Below are 19,219 nucleotides of genomic sequence, written 5' to 3'. Positions count from 1 at the left end.
GCCGGCGGGACGCGGAAGGCACCGGCCTGGCCCTTGGCACCGGGCGAGTTTCTTCGCGCAAATCGTTAAGATTGATCCCGAAATCTACACGCAACACAGGGAGTGTCAAGAGTGCGTGTGCGCTTCGGTAAGGGGCGGCGGCGCCTCAGGCCGACTGGCGCCGGACGAACCGCGCGGGGATGACCACTTCGCGATATCCCTCGGCCCGCCCGGACAACCGGTCGAGGAGCAGCCGGGCGCATGCCTGGCCGATCTCGCGCGCCGGGTTCGCCATCGTGGTCAGGCCGGGCGAGATGAGACCCGCGGCCTCGATGTCGTCGAACCCCATCACGGCCAGGTCGTCCGGAACGCGCAGCCCGCGCAGGGCCGCCGTCTCGAGGGCGCCGATCGCCATGATGTCGTTGGCGCACAACACCGCGTCGGGAGGTTCCGACAGGTCCAGCAACACGGCCGCACCCTCCTGCCCTCCGGCCCTGCTGAAGTGCGTGTGCACGACGAGGCGGGGGTCCGCGGGCGCTCCGGCCTCCGCCAGCGCGGCGCGGTAACCCGCCACGCGTTCGGCCGCCGGCCCCTCGGCCTGCGGGCCGCAGACGAACCCGATCCTGCGGTAGCCGCGTGCCAACAGGTAGCGGGTGGCCTCGGCGGCCCCGCCCTCGTCGTCGCTGTGAACCACGTCGACGCCCTCCTGGACGAGCCGGCCGCCGAGCCGTACCACCGGGATGCCCGCCTCTATGGCGGGCAGCAGGTCCTCGGCGTGCGTGTGGAACACCGCGAAGGCCAGCCCGTCGACCTGCCTGGCGATCATCTGCTCGATCGCCGCCCGCTCCAGGTCCCGGTCGCCGTCGGTGTTGCTGATGATCTCGTCGTAGCCCGCCGGGCCCAGGACGTCCTGCAGACCGCGGGCGAGCGCCGGGTAGAACGGGTTGGTGATGTCGGGGATGACCAGCCCGATCGTCTGGCTCCTGCTGGTCCGCAGGCCACGGGCGAGCACGTTGGGGCGGTAGCCGAGCCGTTCGATCGCATCGAGCACACGCCGCCGGGTCGATTCGGCGACGGGCCTGCGGCCGTTCAACGTGTGGGACACGGTGGTCGCGCTCACTCCGGCCAGTTCGGCCACGCGGGTGATGCTGGGCCGTTCCCCCCGGGGGTAACGGGGCATTGCGGCGGCCGCGCCATGGCCGGGCGCCGGGGTCACGACGGCCGCGTCACCTTGGGCGGGCGCCGGGGTCACGGGGGAGACCCGTTCGGGCATGACGGGCGCGAGAGTGACGAGTGTGGCGGAGAGGCGCCCCCTCCCCTCCGCGACCGCCTCGTCGGGCGGGGCTCCCCCAGCGATGGCCGCCAGGGTCGACTCCCACACCTCGCGGACCGCGGCGAGCACGACCGTCGCCACGACCCCGGGCGAAGGCGTGCCGGGACGCGCGCCGAACTCGGCCTCGATCACACCGGCCAGGTCGCCCTCCCACCTGGAGAACGACTCCCGGGCGTACGCGCGCAGTGCGGGGCTGCCCGCGTAGACACGCGCCCATGTCGCCTGGTCACGGGCGTCGGACACGGGGTCCGCCGGGCCGGGCAACACGCCCTCGAGTGCCTGCCCGACGGTGATGCCGGACGCGCGACTCCCGACCAGCGCGCCCGGCTCACCGCGAAGGAGCGGCTCGTCCTCGAAGAACAACTGCTCCTTGGCCGCGAAATGGTTGAAGACCGTCTTGGCCGAGACGTCCGCCGCGTCGGCGATCTCAGCGACGGTCACCGCGTCGAACCCACGCTCGGCGAACAGCCCGAAGGCCGCCGCGACTATCGCCTCGCGGGTCTGTGCCTTCTTCCGTTCGCGCCGCGCGACCGATCGGCCTTCGGGGGACATGTCCGGGATCTTACAGTCGATGACTCCTTATGCTCACTGAAAAAGTCCTCAGGAGGCCTCGGCCTCCTGCTCCTTCGCCGTGGCGACGGGATAGGGGTGCTGGGCGGCGAAGCCCAACAGGCGCTCGGCCACCCCGAGGTCGATGGGCACGGCCCGGCCGGGCATCGGCGCGCGCCGCTCGGATTGGGGGTGGAACCGGCCGATGAGCTCCTCCGTCGGCTGGGCGGCCAACGTGGTCGGGGCGGCGACGAAGGCCGCGTGATATCCCTCGAAGGGACGGGTCAGTCCCAGCCAGCAGGCGAGGGCGGCGTCACGGGTGTCGAGGTAGGTCCACAGCTCCTTGGCGCCCGAGCCCGGATCCTCGGCATAGCGGGCGACGGTCTTGTCGAACTTGTCTCCGGGACCGCCGAGCAGCGGGAAGCGAAGGGCCACGACGGCCATGCCGTGGCGCCTGGCGACCATCGCCGCCGTCGCCTCGTCCACCTGTTTCGACAGTCCGTACGGGTCCTCCACCTGGAGGGGAAGCGCCTCGTCGATCGGCACGTACTCCGGGTGCAGGAGCGTGGAAGCCCACGGCAGGCCGAGCGCGGAGAAACTGCTCGCGATGACCGCCCTGCGCACGCCCAGGGCGCCCGCCTCCTCGAGCACGACGAACGTCGCCCTCGTGTTCCCGCAGAAGACCTCCTCCGGTGTGCCCAGGCTGGGTGCCGGGATCGCCGCCAGGTGCACCACCGCGTCCACCCCGTCGAGCGCCTCGCGCACGGCCGCGGAATCGCCCGCGTCGGCGGCCACCACGCGGTCGGCGGGGAGCCCTCCCGGGTCCCGCAGGTCGAGCGCGGTCGCGGGCACGCCGCGCGCGGCGAGCAGGTCGAGCACCGCCCGCCCCAGCCTGCCGGCCGCGCCGGTCACCAGAACGCGACGCGGTTGGTCGGTCATGCGTTCTCCTCTCACCTTTGTTCGTCAGACCCGGCCTTCTCCGCCTGGTCTTTCGCAAAACGATTTGCCCAGCCCGAGCAGAATGACCCCGACGGATTGCCCTGTCAATGCCGCCCGCCCCCCTGCTCGTGATCATGCACAGATTCGGGTGCATCCCCCCTGACCTGCCCACACCCCGGGCGTGATCATGCACACCTTCGTGAAAACCCATCCCGACCTGGCCGCATCCCCTGCGTGATCATGCGCACCTTCGTGAAAACCCATCCTGGCCTGGCCGTACGGCATGCGTGATCATGCACGTGTGACCGTACGGCAAGGCAGCGGCACGGCTCCGGCGAGCAGACCTGTACGACCCGGCCGGCCGAATCGGGCGCTGACGCCCTGCACGCGGGCCGGAGGGCTCAGCCGTGCTCGAAGTAGGTCCACGTCTCGACGACGCGGAAGCCGAGCAGTTCGTAGAGGGGCTGGCCGTCCGAACTGGCCTGGAGGAACGCCACACGCGCGCCGGCGGCGAATCCGTCCCGCATGACCACCTCGGTGGCGGCCCTGCCGTACCCGCGGCGCCGGTGGCGCGGCGGGGTCGAGACGTTGAACACCCCGACGTGGTCCCCCACGAGGATGCCGAATCCCGTTGAGACCGGTTCTCCGTCTGCTTCGACGAGATAGGCGGTCGCGCCCGGCATGTCCAGGATCTCCGGCTGGGCCAGCGTCGCCATGATGTCCACGGGAGCCTCGAAACCGGCGGCGAGAGAGTCACGGTAGATCTCGTGATCCTTCCCGTCGACCGTCCGGATCGAGTGGTCCCCCGAAGTGAGCGCCACCGGTGTCGCCGGCATCGTCATGAGCGGAAGGCGCATGCGGTGGGTGAGCCCGAAACGCGCGGCCACCTCGACGAGCTCCGGAGCGGGCTCGCCGCGCACCTGGATGCTCCACGGGACGGCACTCGCCGTCATCCGGTGGGCGAACTCGGCCACCTCGTCGACATCGGGGTCGCGGCTCTCAGTGAACACGCCGTTCAGATGGGGCAGCGGAATGCCGGAGGTGATCAGACGGGTGCCGTGCTCCCCTCGCGGGCTGTCCACCCCCCAGCCTGCCGTGAGCAACTGATCGAAGGCCAGCAGGAGCGCCTTCGCCGCTCCATCGGCCAGGCCGTCCACACCGATGTCACCCATGGGAGACCACACCGCTTTCACGTAGTGAGATGCACAAGGCGGATGGGCGGACAAAAGTAGCAGATCTGGAAAAACGCCATATTTCACACCATTGACGTCACTGCTGGATGGACGGTTACCTCGCGCGCCGAGGGCGGCGGAGGGCGGCCCCCGAATGCATGATCACGAAAGAAGGATCCGCAGGCGAGCGGCCTCCTCCGCGAATCCACGCATGATCACGCGCGACGCACACCCAGGTCAGCGCCGCCGCACACGAATCCGTGCATGATCACGCACAGGATGCGCCCAGGTCAGAGGTGATGCGGCCGAAAGTGTGCATGATCACGCGCGGGATATGGGCACGTCAGAGCCCACGTTCACGAAGGTGTGCATGATCACGGGGAAGGGAGGGGGCGGGGGTGGGTGGTGGAGTCGCGGACGACCATCGTCACGGGGAGGAGAAGCGACCTCGGACGCCTCTCAGGCTCCTCGATGCAGTCGAGCAACATGCGTGCGGCCTCGGCGCCGATGTCGTGGTGCGGCACCCCCACCGTCGTCAGCGGCGGGCGCAGCTTGTCGATGAAGGGCATGTCGTTGAAGCCGACCACGCTCATCTCGTCCGGGCAGGAGATGCCCCGCTCGGCGAACACGTCATAGCAGCCGAGCGCGATCAGGTCGTTGCCGGCGACGACGGCCGTGAACCGGTCGTCCTTGTCGAGCAGTTCGCGCATCGCGGTGGCCCCGTCGGCCTCGTTCCAGCGGGCGCATTCGACGATGAGGGACGGATCGTCCTCCAGTCCGTGGTCACGGATGGCGTGCCGGAACGCCCTCGACCTCACGACACCCGTGGAGGTGCCCTGCGGGCCGGCCAGATGGGCGATCCGCCTGTGCCCGAGATCCGCCAGATGCCGTACGGCGAGCGCGATGCCGGTCGCGTCGTCGGCCGTCACATACGGGACCTCGAGGTTCTCCACCCGCCGGTTGACGAGCACCATCTTGACGCCCTGCTCGTGCAGCGCCTCGAGGAAGGGGTGGTCGACCCGTGCGGTGGCGATGATGAGGCCCTCGACCTGACGGGAGCGCAGGGAGTCGATGCGGACGCGCTCACGCTCGGGATCGTTGTCGGTGTTGACGATCCAGGCGCTGAAGCCCTCGGCCTCGAGGACGTCCTCGATCCCCCGGACGATCGGCGGGAACAGCGGGTTGGTCAGGTCGGGGATGACCAGCCCGACCGTGCTCGACTTGGCGGTCTTCAGGCTCCGCGCGATGGGGTTGGGCTGGTAGCCGAGCGTCTTGGCCGCCTTGATCACCCGCCTGGCCGTCTCCGCGCTGACGAGCCGCCGCGTGCTCGGGTTCAGGGCACGTGAGGCGGTCGCGGCGTGCACTCCCGCCGCCTCGGCGACGTCCCGGAGCGTGGGAGGCTGAGCCCGCTTGACCTCCCCGGCAGGGGTTAACGAAGGCTGGTTGGGTCTCATCGACCGGGTTCTCCTTCAGGTCGGATCCATCGCTTGCGTCCCAGCGTGGCGAACAGGCCGAGCGGTACGGCGAGAGCCGCCGCCAGGCCGAAGATCTCCGTGTACCTGTGGCTCTCCGCGAGGCCCCCGACGAGCACCGCGGCGACGGCACTGCCGAGGAACAGCGCCCCGGCGAAGGCCGACACGACCGTCGCACGAGCCTCCGGCAACACCTCGGTCGCCCAGGTCTGCAACGACGAGTGCATCGAGGCCCAGGCGAGGCCGAGTAGAGCCGCGGCGACCAGTGCCATGCCCGGCGAGCGGGACAGGGCGGTCAGCCCGCATGCGGCCGCGGCGGCGAGCGCTCCGAGTGCGATGAGCCGGGACGCGTGCGTGCGGCGCGACAACACACCGACCACACGGGCGAACCCCAGTACGGCAACACCGTACACGGCGGTGACGGCACCGGCGACGGAAGCGCTCACTCCCGCGGCCTCGACGGCCGGGGGGAGCAACGTCAGCGAACCGAGCAGGACGGCTCCCTCGATGAAGGCCAGGACCAGCACGAGCCGCGTGGGCCCGGAGCGGGCGACGGCGACCAGCGGGGAGAGCAGGCCGGCGTGCGCCCGGACGAGCGCCGGTCGCGGAAGCCGTCCGAGCGCGAACACGAGCAGCAGCGAGATGACCCCGGTCAGGACGAACGCGATCCGCCAGCTCGCGAACTGGGCCAGCGCCCCCGCGCCCGTCGAGGCGATCGCCGTGCCCAGCGCCACGCCCGTCATGAGGCCGGTGACCTCCCGCTGCCGCCGGTGGGCGGGGACCGTGTCGCCGATGTAGATCAGGCTCGCGGGGACCGCGGCGCTGAAGCACGCTCCCGCCAGTCCCCTGGCCACGCCGAGACTGAGCGCCGACTCGGTGAAGGCAGCGGCCGTCGAGCAGACGGCCGCGAGCAGCAGCGCGATCCGCATGGTCCTGACCAGGCCCAGACGGTCGGAGACCATGCCCCACAGCGGTTGCATGAGCCCGTACAGCAGGAAGTAGACGCCGGCCGCGTTGACCACCGCCGACAGGGGCGCCCCGAGATCACGGGCCATCGCGATCAGCATCGGGGGCATCGAGAACCGGTCGAGGGTGCTGACGAACGAGATGTACTGCAGCAGCCGCGGCGACCGTTCCCGGGTGGCGAGCGCGGTCATCGCCTCGTCGCCGAAGCCGGATCGATGAGGCCGCGCGCGGGGTCGAGGGCGGTGGCCAGCACGTCGGCCCCGTCGACGAGGGCCGGCACGTACCTGCGCCGCAGCACGACGATCGTCTCCATCGACGCGATGTCGGCGACGCCGTCGGCGACCAGGCCTTCTTCGGGGTCCTTGAGCCGTTCCAGATACCGTACGGCCAGGGCCTCCGGCAGCCGCAGGGCCTCGACGGCCTCCTCCACGGTCACCTGGTCGGCGCGTCCGGCGCCGATCTCGCGGGCGGTCGCGAGGAGCGCGGCGGCCAGCGCCTCGACAAGCGGTCTCTTACGGTCTCCCGCCGCGCTCAGAACCGTGCCCAGGTACGGCCGGCAGACGTCGACGAGCCGGCCGAGCCGTACCGAACCGGCGGCCTCCGCCCGCAGTTCGTTGCCCGCGTTCAGCATGGTCGCGTCGCAGTCGCCCGCCAGCAGGGCCTCCAGGCGGCGAGGAGTGGAGCCGAGGGTCGCGATCTCGTAGTCGCCGCGGTCGAGGCCGAGGGACTCGAGCAGCGCGTACAGGCCGAGGGCGAACCCGGAACCGGGCACGTCGACGCCGATGGTCGCGCCCTTCAGGTCCGCCGCGGAGGCGAGCCCGGGGCGGGCGTAGACACCGAGGCCGAGGCCGCGGTCGATCGCCGAGACGATGTGGACGTCGGCCGTCTCACCGAGTGGGTTGCCCGGGTCGAAGCGATAGGCGACCACGTTGTCCGGACTGGTGAGGGCCGCGTCGAGCTCGCCGTCGATCAGCGCGCGGAACTGCGCGGGCGACGACGGAACGGGCTTCTCCACCACGTCCAGGTCATGCTCGGCGAGCAGGCCGACCCGTCGGCCGACGCGCAGCAGGACGGACGGGCTGAAGGCCCCGACCACGAGGTGCCGTGTCACGATTTGATAGCTCCCGTTCGGCTCGATTCAGCTGGACGGACCCGCCCATGATAGCCCGCACTCGTTTGCAGTCCACGCGGCGAGTCCTGCCCGACCTCTTGACACTGACAGGATGAAACCGCATGCTGCTGGCCATCGCAATCGTTTGCGGTTAAATCTATGCGGCAAAAAGCTCACAGAGGAGGGCTCATGACCGCTTCATCCCCCAGCGGCACAGAGACCCATGGTAAATCCGGCCTCCCCCTTTCCCGCCGTCGCGGTCGAGGTTTGAGGACGGTGGCGCTGAGCGTCGTGGCGGCCTTGGCGCTCGCGGCCTGCGGAACGCGGCCGTCGGAATCGGCCGCCGCCGGCGGCGACACCGGCAAGCCGATCGTCGTCGGCATCTCCCTCCCCCTGACCGGCGACTTCGCCCAGCCTGGCGGTGAGGCCAAGCGCGGCTACGAGGTGTGGCGCGACATGGTCAACGCCAAGGGCGGGATCATGGGGCGCAAGGTCGAGTTGAAGATCACCGATGACGCGAGCAACCAGGACACCGTCGTCGCCGACTACACCAAACTGATCACGCAGGACAAGGTCGACCTGCTTTTGGGCACGTTCTCCTCCCTGCTCAACTACGCCGCCTCGGCCGTGGCCGAGAAGAACGGCATGGTCTTCGTCGAGCCGGCCGGCGGCGCCCCCAACATGTTCGAGCGCAACTTCAAGTACCTCTTCTTCGCCCAGCCCGCGACCGCCCCCCACCAGGCTGACGTGTTCGTGAACTGGATCAAGTCGCTCCCCGAGGCCGACCGCCCCAAGACGGCGGCCTACCCCAGCCAGGACGATCCCTTCGCCAAGCCGGTGATCGAGTCGATGCAGAAGCAACTCGAGGGCCTCGGCGTGCAGACGGTGTACAGCGAGGTCTACCCGGCGGACACGACGAACTTCCAGACCATCGCCAGCAACCTGGCCAGCAAGAAGCCCGACCTGGTCGCGCAGGGCGCGGTGTTCGAGGACGGCGTCGGCCTGGTCCGCGGCCTCAAGCAGCTCAACTTCTCGCCGAAGATGCTCTTCCAGACCTCCGCCCCGAGCAACGCCGGCCAGTACAGCGACGGTGTCGGCCTGGCCAACACCGAGGGCGTCTTCTACACGGTCAGCTGGAACGAGAAGGCCACGACGCCGCTGAACACCGACTTCGTCGCCGCGTACAAGAAGGCCTACAACGCGGACCCCGCCGAGGACGCGGCCGACGCGTTCGCCGCCGCCCAGGTCCTGCAGACCGCGACGGAGAAGGTCGGCTCCATCGACCAGAACAAGATCCGCGACTGGCTGCACGGCAACACCGTCGACACCATCCTTGGCCCCCTGTCCTGGGAGGCGACCGGCGAGCCGAAGGGCCAGTTCCTGCTCGCCCAGTGGCAGTCAGGAAAGGTCGAGGTCGTAGCTCCGTCCGACGTGGCGACATCCACCACCGTCGTCAACCCCAAGCCCGCCTGGAAGTGACGGCGGCCGAGGAGTTCCCCAGATGACTCATCTAGTCCAGGCGATCGCACTGGGCCTGTTGATCGGGGGGGTCTACGCGCTCATGGCGTCCGGACTCACCCTGATCTTCGGGGTCATGCGGATCATCAACATCGCACAAGGCGCCTTCCTCATCCTGGTGGCGATGCTCACGTGGTGGTTGTGGCACGAGACCGGGATCGATCCGATCCTCTTGTCGGTGGTCACGACGCCGCTCATGTTCGGCTTCGGCTGGGTGGCCTACCGCCTCCTGCTGTCGCGGATCCGGGGCTCCTCGGCCTCCATGTCGGTTCTGCTGACCTTCGGCTTCGCGCTGGTCATCGAGGGCGTCCTGAACATCACCGCGGGCAACAAGTTCAAGTCGGCCACGCCGTCGTACTTCGAGGAGTCCTTCCGCGTGGGGGCCATCTCGCTGCCCAAGGCGCAGGTCTTCGGCTTCCTCGCGGCCATGGCCGTGCTGGCCGCCCTGTATTTCGTGCTGACCAGGACATGGACCGGGCGGGCGATCCGCGCCGCGACGCAGAACCCGTCGGGCGCCGCGCTCGTCGGGGTCGGCGCCACCGGCACGGCCGCCCTCGCGTTCGCGATCGGCAGCGCCACGACGGGGGTGGGCGGGTCCATCCTGTCCGTGCTGTATCCCTTCTTCCCCGCGTCCCACTACGACTGGATCTCCCGGTTGCTCGGGATCGTGGTCCTCGGCGGGATGGGCAGCCTGCCGGGCGCCCTCGTCGGCGCGGGCATCCTGGGGCTGGCCGAGACGCTGACCGCGACCTACGGGTCGCTGAACTGGTCCACTCTGGTCTTCTACATCGTGATCATGGTCGTTCTGCTGATCCGCCCGCAGGGGCTGTTCGGCGCCAAGCTGCGCGAGGACACGGTATGAGCAGGTTGCGAGCCCTTCCCCGCGCACACCTGATCGCCGGGCTCTGTCTGGTCGCGCTCCTGCTCTACCCGGTCGTCAACCCGTGGCAGCCGTACCCCCAGGGGGTCATGCTGCTGGCGTTCCTGCTCGCCATCCAGGCGTCGAGCTGGAACATCGTCTCCGGCTACGCCGGATACATCTCCCTCGGCCACAGCATGTTCCTCGGCCTCGGCTCCTACACCGTCGGCGTGCTCGCCGTGCGGTTCGGCGTGAACCCGCTGTGGGTCGCGCCGCTGGGCGGGGTCACCGCGGTGATCATCGCGGTGCTGATCGGCTCGGTCGTGCTGCGCACCCGGGGACACGCGTTCGTCATCATCACGATCGCGATGTTGCTCGCCGCACAGATCTTCGCGGTCAATCTGAAGGGCATCACCCAGGGGTCGGACGGGATCACCCTCGAGCTGCCCTTCTGGGACCGGGACTTCCAGAACATCCCGTTCTACTACGTGTATCTGATCCTGCTGGTGCTGACGGTCCTGTTCAGCGCGTGGATCAGGCGCACGAAGTTCGGCACGGGCCTGGTGGCGATCCGGGAGGACGAGGGCAAGGCCGCCTCGATCGGCGTCAACACCACCCGCTTCAAGATCGTGGCCTACGCCGCGAGCTCGTTCTTCATCGGCATGGCGGGCGGCGTCTACGCCTACTACCTGACCTTCATCAACCCAGTCGGGTCGTTCGCGATCCTCGGCAGCGTGACCATCGTGCTCGCCACCCTCACCGGCGGCAGGGGCACCCTCTACGGGCCGGTCATCGGCGCCTTCATCGTCCAGGTCGTCAGCGAGGCGGCCACGGTGTACGGCGGCGGCAGCCAGTCGCGTGTGCTGCTGTTCGGTCTGGCCCTCATGGTCGTGGTGCTGTTCCTGCCCAAGGGCCTGCTGCCGACGATCGAGGCGTGGTGGCGCAGGCGGCATCCGGAAAAGGTGGAGTACACCGACCAGGCCGGCGCCCTCAACCGGGCTCCCGCCACGACGACCGAGCGGGTACGCGCCGAACTCGCCGCCGTGAACGCCGAGGACGCGATAGCGCCGGGCGAGATCCTGCTCGACGTGCGCGGCGTGTCGAAGCGGTTCGGCGGCCTGACGGCGGTCGACAACGCCGGTCTGACCGTACGCAAGGGAACGATCACGGCGCTGATCGGGCCGAACGGGTCAGGAAAGACGACGCTGTTCAACCTCATCAGCGGCGGCATGGCCGCGGACTCGGGCGAGATCTGGTTCGACGGCAGGCGGATCGACGGGATGCGGCCCTGGCGGCGCGGCCACCTGGGACTGGGGCGCACATACCAGGTCACCCGGCTGTTCAAGGAGATGACGGTCCAGGAGAACGTGGTCGCCCCGCTGCCGGACTCGCGCTGGCGGACGATGTTCTCCGACGCGGTCGGCGGTCACGAGGCGGCGCGGGCCAGGGAACTGCTCGACATCGTCGGCCTCGGCCGGTTCGCGAACCAGCCAGCGGGCGCGCTGTCGTACGGCCAGCAGAAACTCGTCGAGCTCGCGCAGGTGCTGATGCTCGAGCCCAAGCTGATCCTGCTCGACGAGCCGGCAGGCGGCGTGAACCCCAGCCTGCTCGGGCAGCTCACCGAGGTCATCCGCGAGCTGAACCGGAGCGGGGTGACGTTCCTCATCGTCGAGCACAACATCCCCCTCGTCCTCGACCTGTGCGACCCGGTCGTCGTGTTCTCGCACGGCGCGCCGATCGCGGAGGGGCCGCCCGAGCGGATCCGGACCGACCCGCTGGTCCTCGACGCCTATCTCGGCGACGACTGGCGGCCGGCTGAGGACGGCACCGCGGACGAGGGCGCCGGAGAGAGCGACCGGGCCGAGACGGCGACACGAGAGGCGGTGCAGTGACGTGCTGTCCCTGAAGGGAGTCGTCGCGGGGTACGGCGGAGGGAGCGTGCTGCAGGGCGTCGACCTGGAGTGCGCCCCGCAGACGATCACGTGCATCGTCGGCCCCAACGGCGCGGGCAAGTCGACCGTGCTCCGCGTCATCAGCGGGCTGCTCAAGCCGAGCAGCGGCGAGATCTCCATGAACGGCGAGACGATCGGCGACCGGTCCCCCGATGAGATCCTCCGCAAGGGGATCACCCAGGTGCCGCAGTCGCACGCGCTGTTCCCGGCCATGTCGGTGCGGGAGAACGTCCTGATGGGCGGCTACCTGATCCGCAAGAACCGCGCACTCCTGCGGGAGCGGCTCGACATGGTGCTCGAGCGGGTCCCCATCGTGGCGACCCGGGCGGGCGACAACGCGGGGAACCTCAGCGGCGGCCAGCGGCGGATGGTGGAGATCGCACGGTGCCTCATGCTCGACCCGAAGCTGATCCTGCTCGACGAGCCGTCACTGGGCCTCGACCCGCGCAGCCTGGCGGGAGTGGCCGGTCTGATCAACGAGCTCAACCAGGCCGGCACGACGGTGCTGCTGGTCGAGCAGAACGTGCGGCTCGGGCTCGGCCTGGCCACCCACGGCGTGGTCATGGAGGGCGGCAAGGTGCGGCTCACCGGCACGGCGTCCGCGGTCAAGGACGACCCGGAGATCGCGTCGCTGTACCTCGGCGGCGCGAGCGGGTCCGCTCCGGGCGGCCCGTCGTCCGCGGGGCCGAAGACGGAGGCGGCCGGCGTCTGACCGGGCGGTGGGCCCGGTCGGACGCCGCCGGCCTCAGATCGGGCCCATCACCTTCGCAGGATCGATCCCGAGGTCGGTCAGCACGGTCCGGGCGGCGTTGCGCCCGGGCCTGCCGGAGACCGATCCCCCGGGGTGGGTCGTGGCGCCCGTGAGGAACAGGCGGGGAATGGAAGATCGGTACGAGAGCCAGCCGGGGATCACCTCTCCGGACGGCGTCAGGAACTCACCACCGTGGCAGGAGCCACCGAGGTTGTGCATGTTGTGGGCGGCCACGTCGACCGGCGACTCCGCCCGCATCGCGAGGACGTTCTCCGGCTCGAGCCCGGTGGTCCGCGAGCGGACCAGGCCGATCAGCGCCTCGGCGTGCTCGTGCTTGCTCTCCTCCCACGAGCGCCCGTCCGCGCGTTCGTACGGCGCGATCGTGAGGATCTTGAAGGTGGCGCCGCCGTCGGGCGCACGGCCGGGATCGACCACGGTCTGGTCGACCACGAGCAGCCAGGGGTCGCTCGCGTCGGGCTCTCCGCGGTGGAAGGCCGCCATCTGGCGGGCGACGCCCTCGGCGGTGCCGAACCCCGCCGCGGCGCTCGCGACCGGCCCGCCCTTCCCGTTCACGGCGATGTCGTGGCGCAGCGCGGCGTGGACGGCGAAGACGCTGAGTCCCGGCCTCCAGGTGTCCCTCGCCTGCGCCAGGTCGGCGGGTACGTCCGCACCGGAGACCATGCCGGCGAGGCGGGCCAGGTGCGCGCTCGACACCACCGCCTGCCGCGCCCGCACCTCGCGGCCGTCGGCCGTGTGGACCGCGACGGCCCGGCCGCCCTCGACGTCGATCGAGGAGACGGGCGCCGAGCAGGCGACCCGCCCTCCGTGGGCCTCGATCTGCCGGATCAACGCGGCGGGAAGGGCGCTCGACCCGCCGATCGGGGTGGTCCAGCCGAAGTTGAGGCGGCCCGCCGTGATGGAGGCGGGCAGGACGCCGGTGCCCGGCCTGCACGGGTCCTGGATGGTCGCCAGCGCCAGCCACACCATGAAGGAGCGGACGACCGGGTTCTCGAACCGCTCGTGGACGACGTCCCAGGCGGACCGGCGGCGCAGGGCCTGGTACCGCCCGGCCGCGTCGCCGTCACCCGGAGGCAGGTTAGAGCTCCATCTGGCGTGCTCCGCGGCCAGGCCGTCCGACCACTCCCCCACCAGCCGCCTGAAGGCCTCCGCGTCGGCGCGGGACCAGCGGGCGATCTCGTCGGCGGTCGCGCCGAGATCACGGTGCATGACCAGCGCGTCGCCGTCGGCCTGGGGCAGCACGACCGCGGGGTCGGTCATCGTGTACTCGAGCCCGTACGCGCCGAGCAGGCCGAGCTCGTCGTCTCTGATCAGCGGGTTCGACTGGATCAGCACGTGCGCGCTCGAGCACGAGTCGTGCGCGAAGCCCGGCAGCGTCAGCTCCTCGGTGACGGTGTCGCCGCCGGGCACGTCCCTCGCCTCGAGGACGAGCACCTCCAGACCGGCGGCCGCCAGGTATCCGGCGCACACCAGGCCGTTGTGCCCGGCTCCGACGACGATCACATCCACCGAATCCGGCAGGTCGGCGGCCCTTCCTCCGTTGGTCACGCCCATCTATGCCTCACCAGGTTCCTCACAGGTATCAAACGGTTGATTCCTTGACAGTTCACCCACAATGAGCGAGATTGCACTCGTTTGCAAGACGCCAGAAAGCAGGTCGACATGGACGATCGAGTCGCCTCAGCCATAGCCAACTGGGGCCCCCGGTTCACCACGAACGGTGTGACGGTCTCCGACTTCCAACGCGTCACCCGGGGGCTCGAAAACTGGGCCGACTGGTGTTCCGCCTGGTCGAAGGTCGCCGCCGAGCACGAGGAACTCGGGCGTGACGCCCTCGCGCGCGACCGGTTCCTGTCCGCGGGGCAGCACCTCACCCGCGCCGCCGTCTACTACCACTTCGCGAAGTTCGTCTTCGTCGAGGACCTGGACCAGATGCGGGAGGCGCACGGCCACGCGGTCGCCTGCCTCACCGACGCCCTGCCGCACCTGTCTCCCGCCGGCCGGCGGATCGAGATCGACTTCGAGGGGACCACGCTGGCCGGCGTGCTCCGGCTTCCCGCCGGTCCCGGGCCGCACGCCGTGGTGCTGATGTTGTCGGGCCTGGACTCGACCAAGGAGGAACTGCGGTCGACCGAGGAGACCTTCCTCGAGCGCGGGCTCGCCACCTTCAGCGTGGACGGCCCCGGCCAGGGCGAGGCCGAGTACGACCTGCCCATCAGGGGTGACTGGTCCCTGCCCGGCAAGGCCATCCTGGACGCCCTGGCCGCCGAGCCGGACATCGACGAGAACCGGATCGCGGTGTGGGGCGTCAGCCTGGGCGGCTACTACGCGCCCAGGGTCGCCGCCGCGGCCGGAGACCGGGTCAAGGCCTGCGTCGCCCTGGCGGGGCCGTACAACTTCGGGGACTGCTGGGACGGGCTCCCGCTGCTCACCCGGCAGACGTTCCAGGTCAGGTCGGGCGCCGGGTCGCAGGAGGAGGCCCACGCCATCGCCTCCACCCTGAACCTGGACGGATCGGCGGAGGCCATCACCGCGCCGCTGCTCATCGTCTTCGGGCGCAAGGACCGCCTCATCCCCTGGCAGCACGCGGAGCGGCTCAGGGCCGCCTCGGGCAGTGACACCGAGTTGCTCATGCTCGAGGACGGCAATCACGGCTGCGCCAACGTCGCCCCGTGGCACCGCCCGTACACCGCCGACTGGGTGGCCGACCGGCTTCGCTGAGCGCCGTCCACACGGGGGGCCGATCGTCGTCTGACCATCGGCCCGACCGTGAGCGGCGTCATATTGACAGGGATATGATCAGCTCCTACTTTGAACAGCAAACGATTGCAGAGGCGGACCAGATGACTGATTCGACTACGGACGCTTCCGGCCCCCGGGTCGGCTGGATCGGAACCGGCCGCATGGGTGTCGCGATGGCGGAGCGGCTCGCCAAGGCCGGCGTAGACCTCACCGCCTGGAACCGCACCCTCGCAAAGGCGGAACCGCTCAAGGAGCACGGCGCCGCGGTGTGCGAGGCGGTCGCCGACCTCAGGGACAGGGACGTCGTGTTCACGATGGTCTCCACGTCGGCCGACCTCGAGAAGGTGCTCCTCGGCGAGGGCGGCCTGCTCACCGGCGACCAGGTGCCGGGCGCGGTCGTCGACTGCTCCACGATCTCCACCGAGGCGTCGGCCGCGGTGCGCGCGATATGCGCGGAGCGGGGCGTCGACTTCCTCGCCGCCCCGGTCAGCGGGAACGGCAAGGTCGTCAGGTCCGGGACCCTGAGCCTGGTCGTGTCCGGCCCGGAGGCGACCTACGACAAGGTGGCCCACCTGCTGAGGCACATCGGCAAGTCGGTCACCTATGTGGGAGAGGGCGACCTCGCCCGCCTGGTGAAGATCGCGCACAACCTGATGCTCGGCGTGGTCACCCAGTCATTGGCCGAGATCACCGTCCTCGTCGAGAAGGGCGGCGTCTCGCGGCACGCCTTCCTCGAGTTCCTGAACAACAGCGTCATGGGCTCGGCGTTCACCCGCTACAAGTCCCCCGCCTTCGTGAACCTCGACTACACCCCGACGTTCACGCCGATCCTGCTGCGCAAGGACTTCGACCTCGGCCTCGCCGCGGCCCGGAGTCTCGACGTGCCGATGCCCGTCACGGCGGTCACCGCCCAGATGGTGCAGGCCAGCGTCGGCAGCGGCCGGGTGGACGAGGACTTCTCGATCCTGCTCGACCTGCAGGCCGCCGCTTCCGGAATCGAACTCAAGCCCGAGAGCGTCCACGTCGACGACGGCCTCGGCACCCCGCGTGAGGACGGTCGGTCATGACATCGGCGATTCCGATGCCCGCACCCGGGCACATGGGGGTCGACTACGAGCAGCGGGTCGACTTCGGCCGGCTCAGGGACTACCGGCTGAGCCGGGCCAGGGCGTCGCTCGACGCCAGCGAGTGCGGCGCCTTCCTGCTCTTCGACTTCTACAACATCCGGTACGTCACCCAGACCTGGATCGGCGGCGCCCTCGGCGACAAGATGACCAGGTACGCGCTGCTCACGCGGGGCGGCGAGCCCATGTTGTGGGACTTCGGGTCGGCGGCCCGTCACCACCGGCTGTACAGCCCGTGGCTCGACCCGGCCAACTGCCACGCGGGCATGCTCGGGCTCCGCGGCGCCATCGCGCCGACGGCGGGGCTGATGGAGGACGCGGTCCGCCAGATCAAGGGCCTGCTCGAGGACGCGGGTCTCGCGGACGCCCCCGTCGGGGTGGACATCGTCGAGCCGGCGTTCCTGTTCGAGATGCAGCGCCAGGGCCTGAAGGTGGTCGACGCGCAGCAACTGATGCTCGACGCCCGGCAGATCAAGTCCTCCGACGAGATCATGCTGCTCACCCAGGCCGCCGCCATGGTCGACGGCGTCTACCAGGACATCGTCGAGGCCCTCAAACCCGGCATCCGTGAGAACGAGATCGTGGCCCTGGCCAACAAGCGCCTCTACGAGATGGGCTCGGACCAGGTCGAGGCGGTCAACGCGGTGAGCGGCGAGCGGTGCAACCCGCACCCGCACAACTTCTCCGACCGGCTGATCCGCCCGGGCGACCAGGCGTTCTTCGACATCATCCACTCCTTCAACGGCTACCGGACCTGCTACTACCGGACGTTCAGCGTCGGCAGCGCGACCCCGAGCCAGCGGGACGCCTACACCAAGGCGCGTGAGTGGATGGACGCGTCGATCCGCATGATCAAGCCAGGGGTGGGCACCGACCAGGTGGCCGCCGTGTGGCCCGCGGCGACCGAGTTCGGCTTCGAGAACGAGATGGCCGCCTTCGGCCTCCAGTTCGGCCACGGCCTGGGGCTGGGTCTGCACGAGCGGCCGATCATCTCGCGGCTCAACAGCATGCGGGAGCCGGTCGAGCTCCAGGTCGGCATGGTGTTCGCCCTGGAGACCTACTGCCCCGCCAGCGACGGCTTCTCGGCTGCGAGGATCGAGGAGGAGGTCGTCGTCACACCCGATGGTGGGCGCATCCTCACCCTGTTCCCGGCCCAGGACCTGGTCGTCGCCAACCCGTACTGAGTCCTGCCATGCGAAAGGCGTTTCCGATGGGAGACAACAGCCAGACACTCGTGGGCGACCTGCTCACCGAGCTCTACATCGGGGGTAAGGCCGTCCCCGCCGGCGACGGCGGCCGTTTCGACGTGCTCGACCCCGCCACGGGAGAGGTCGTCGCCTCGGTGGCCGACGGCACCGTGGACGACGCGATCGCCGCGGTCGACGCGGCTGACAAGGCGGCGGCCGCGTGGGCCGCGACACCTCCACGCGCGCGCGCCGAGATCCTGCGCAAGGCCTTCGAGCTGATGACCGCGCGGAGCGAGGACCTCGCCCGGCTGATCTCTCTCGAGAACGGCAAGGCGCTGCCGGACGCGCGGGGTGAGGTCGCCTACGCCGCGGAGTTCTTCCGGTGGTACGCCGAGGAGGCCGTCAGGGACATCGGCGCGGTCACCACGGCGCCCTCGGGGGCGAACCGCATCCTCGTGGTGCACCAGCCGGTCGGCATCTGCGTGCTCGTCACACCGTGGAACTTCCCCGCCGCGATGGCCACGCGGAAGATCGGCCCGGCCTTGGCGGCCGGGTGCACGGTGATCCTCAAGCCGGCCAGCGACACCCCGCTGACCGCACTGGCCATGGCGCGGGTCCTGGAGGAGGCGGGCGTGCCCGCCGGCGTCGTCAACGTGCTCCCCGCGCGCAGGTCGGGTGCCGTCGTGTCGGCCATGTTGCACGACCCCCGGGTCCGCAAGCTCTCCTTCACGGGCTCGACCGAGGTGGGGCGCGTCCTGCTCAAGGAGGCGGCCGACCAGGTGATCAACACGTCGATGGAACTCGGCGGCAACGCGCCGTTCGTCGTCTTCGCCGACGCCGACCTCGACGCGGCGATCGAGGGCGCGATGATCGCCAAGATGCGCAACGCCGGTGAGGCGTGCACCGCGGCCAACCGGTTCTACGTCGAGTCGTCGATCGCCGACGAGTTCGGGCGGCGGCTGGCGGAGCGGATGTCCGCCCTCACGGTCGGCCCCGGCACCGCCGAGGGCACCCAGGTCGGCCCGCTCGTCAACCAGGACGCGGTCGACAAGGTCGACAGCCTCGTCCGGGGCGCCGTCGACGGGGGCGCGAAGGCGGTCGTCGGCGGCGGCAGGCCCGACCGGCCCGGCTTCTACTACGACCCGACCGTGCTGGTCAACGTGCACCCGGACGCGCCGATCCTGAAGGAGGAGATCTTCGGGCCGGTGGCCCCGATCGTCACCTTCGACGACGAGGACGAGGCGATCCGGCTGGCCAACGACACGGAGTTCGGGCTGGTCGCCTACGTCTACACCGGCGACCTGGCCCGGGGGCTGCGGGTGACGGAGCGGATCGAGTCCGGCATGGTCGGACTCAACCGCGGCCTGGTCAGCGACCCGGCGGCGCCGTTCGGCGGCGTGAAGCAGAGCGGCATCGGCAGGGAGGGCGGCCACGAGGGCATGCTCGACTACGTGGAGGCCAAGTACATCGCCGTCGAGTGGTGACCCGGCTCAGCCGTACCCGATGAAGGCAGTGACGGCCCGGCCGGGCGTGACCCGGCCGGGCCG

The 19,219-nt window shown here is 70.2% G+C and carries 15 protein-coding genes; 8 read left to right on the top strand and 7 right to left on the bottom strand.

The window, feature by feature from the left end:
• Nucleotides 1-145 precede the first annotated feature (145 nt).
• The 6 genes from Pmi06nite_RS12265 to Pmi06nite_RS12240 all read right to left on the bottom strand — a co-directional run bounded on the left by Pmi06nite_RS12265 (nt 146) and on the right by Pmi06nite_RS12240 (nt 7,521).
• Complete coding sequence (locus Pmi06nite_RS12265) at nt 146-1,864, bottom strand: substrate-binding domain-containing protein (protein ID WP_203953044.1); 1,719 nt, start codon at nt 1,862-1,864, stop codon at nt 146-148.
• A 48-nt stretch (nt 1,865-1,912) separates the two neighbouring features.
• Nucleotides 1,913-2,800: an NAD-dependent epimerase/dehydratase family protein gene (locus Pmi06nite_RS12260; RefSeq protein ID WP_203953043.1), complete on the bottom strand. Its 888-nt coding sequence runs from the start codon at nt 2,798-2,800 to the stop codon at nt 1,913-1,915.
• A gap of 401 nt (nt 2,801-3,201) precedes the next feature.
• Entirely contained in the window at nt 3,202-3,972 is a 771-nt protein-coding gene (locus tag Pmi06nite_RS12255; RefSeq protein WP_203953042.1) for a GNAT family N-acetyltransferase, read from the bottom strand.
• Between the two features lie 374 nt (nt 3,973-4,346).
• Entirely contained in the window at nt 4,347-5,426 is a 1,080-nt protein-coding gene (locus tag Pmi06nite_RS12250) for a LacI family DNA-binding transcriptional regulator (protein ID WP_203953041.1), read from the bottom strand.
• Complete coding sequence (locus Pmi06nite_RS12245) at nt 5,423-6,601, bottom strand: MFS transporter (RefSeq protein WP_203953040.1); 1,179 nt, start codon at nt 6,599-6,601, stop codon at nt 5,423-5,425. The genes Pmi06nite_RS12250 and Pmi06nite_RS12245 overlap by 4 nt, the downstream gene beginning before the upstream one ends.
• Nucleotides 6,598-7,521: an ABC transporter substrate-binding protein gene (locus Pmi06nite_RS12240; RefSeq protein WP_203953039.1), complete on the bottom strand. Its 924-nt coding sequence runs from the start codon at nt 7,519-7,521 to the stop codon at nt 6,598-6,600. Before Pmi06nite_RS12240 ends, Pmi06nite_RS12245 begins: the two co-directional genes overlap by 4 nt.
• A 276-nt stretch (nt 7,522-7,797) precedes the next feature.
• On the opposite strand from Pmi06nite_RS12240, the gene Pmi06nite_RS12235 reads away from it, so the two are divergent.
• The 4 genes from Pmi06nite_RS12235 to Pmi06nite_RS12220 are packed head-to-tail and all read left to right on the top strand — an operon-like array spanning nt 7,798 to nt 12,562.
• Nucleotides 7,798-9,000, top strand: a complete 1,203-nt coding sequence (locus tag Pmi06nite_RS12235; RefSeq protein WP_203953038.1) for an amino acid ABC transporter substrate-binding protein — start codon at nt 7,798-7,800, stop codon at nt 8,998-9,000.
• 22 nt (nt 9,001-9,022) lie between these two features.
• Nucleotides 9,023-9,901 carry a branched-chain amino acid ABC transporter permease gene (locus Pmi06nite_RS12230; RefSeq protein ID WP_203953037.1) on the top strand — a complete coding sequence of 293 codons (879 nt, stop codon included), beginning with the start codon at nt 9,023-9,025 and terminating at the stop codon, nt 9,899-9,901.
• The gene (locus Pmi06nite_RS12225) at nt 9,898-11,790 is read left to right on the top strand and encodes a branched-chain amino acid ABC transporter ATP-binding protein/permease (RefSeq protein WP_203953036.1); all 1,893 of its coding nucleotides are present in this window, start codon (nt 9,898-9,900) and stop codon (nt 11,788-11,790) included. The genes Pmi06nite_RS12230 and Pmi06nite_RS12225 overlap by 4 nt, the downstream gene beginning before the upstream one ends.
• Nucleotide 11,791: 1 nt before the next feature.
• Nucleotides 11,792-12,562: an ABC transporter ATP-binding protein gene (locus Pmi06nite_RS12220; RefSeq protein WP_203953035.1), complete on the top strand. Its 771-nt coding sequence runs from the start codon at nt 11,792-11,794 to the stop codon at nt 12,560-12,562.
• A gap of 33 nt (nt 12,563-12,595) precedes the next feature.
• On the opposite strand, the gene Pmi06nite_RS12215 is transcribed toward Pmi06nite_RS12220, so the two are convergent.
• The gene (locus Pmi06nite_RS12215) at nt 12,596-14,173 is read right to left on the bottom strand and encodes a phytoene desaturase family protein (protein WP_203953034.1); all 1,578 of its coding nucleotides are present in this window, start codon (nt 14,171-14,173) and stop codon (nt 12,596-12,598) included.
• A 108-nt stretch (nt 14,174-14,281) separates the two neighbouring features.
• Between Pmi06nite_RS12215 and Pmi06nite_RS12210 the strand changes: the two genes are divergently transcribed.
• The 4 genes from Pmi06nite_RS12210 (at nt 14,282) to Pmi06nite_RS12195 (ending at nt 19,156) form a co-directional block, all read left to right on the top strand.
• Nucleotides 14,282-15,340 (top strand): alpha/beta hydrolase family protein, encoded by a 1,059-nt coding sequence (locus tag Pmi06nite_RS12210; RefSeq protein WP_203953033.1) that lies wholly within the window; start codon nt 14,282-14,284, stop codon nt 15,338-15,340.
• A 122-nt stretch (nt 15,341-15,462) separates the two neighbouring features.
• Nucleotides 15,463-16,428, top strand: coding sequence for an NAD(P)-dependent oxidoreductase (locus tag Pmi06nite_RS12205; RefSeq protein ID WP_203953032.1), 966 nt, complete (start codon nt 15,463-15,465; stop codon nt 16,426-16,428).
• Nucleotides 16,425-17,669 carry a M24 family metallopeptidase gene (locus tag Pmi06nite_RS12200; protein WP_203953031.1) on the top strand — a complete coding sequence of 415 codons (1,245 nt, stop codon included), beginning with the start codon at nt 16,425-16,427 and terminating at the stop codon, nt 17,667-17,669. The genes Pmi06nite_RS12205 and Pmi06nite_RS12200 overlap by 4 nt, the downstream gene beginning before the upstream one ends.
• A gap of 26 nt (nt 17,670-17,695) precedes the next feature.
• Complete coding sequence (locus tag Pmi06nite_RS12195; protein WP_203953030.1) at nt 17,696-19,156, top strand: NAD-dependent succinate-semialdehyde dehydrogenase; 1,461 nt, start codon at nt 17,696-17,698, stop codon at nt 19,154-19,156.
• The last annotated feature ends 63 nt before the right edge of the window (nt 19,157-19,219 follow it).

Origin of the sequence: Planotetraspora mira, from assembly GCF_016863275.1 — a bacterium.
Classification (GTDB): Bacteria; Actinomycetota; Actinomycetes; order Streptosporangiales; family Streptosporangiaceae; genus Planotetraspora; species Planotetraspora mira.
The sequence above is the reverse complement of the archived record's forward strand: the minus strand, read 5'-3'. Positions and strand labels throughout refer to the sequence as shown.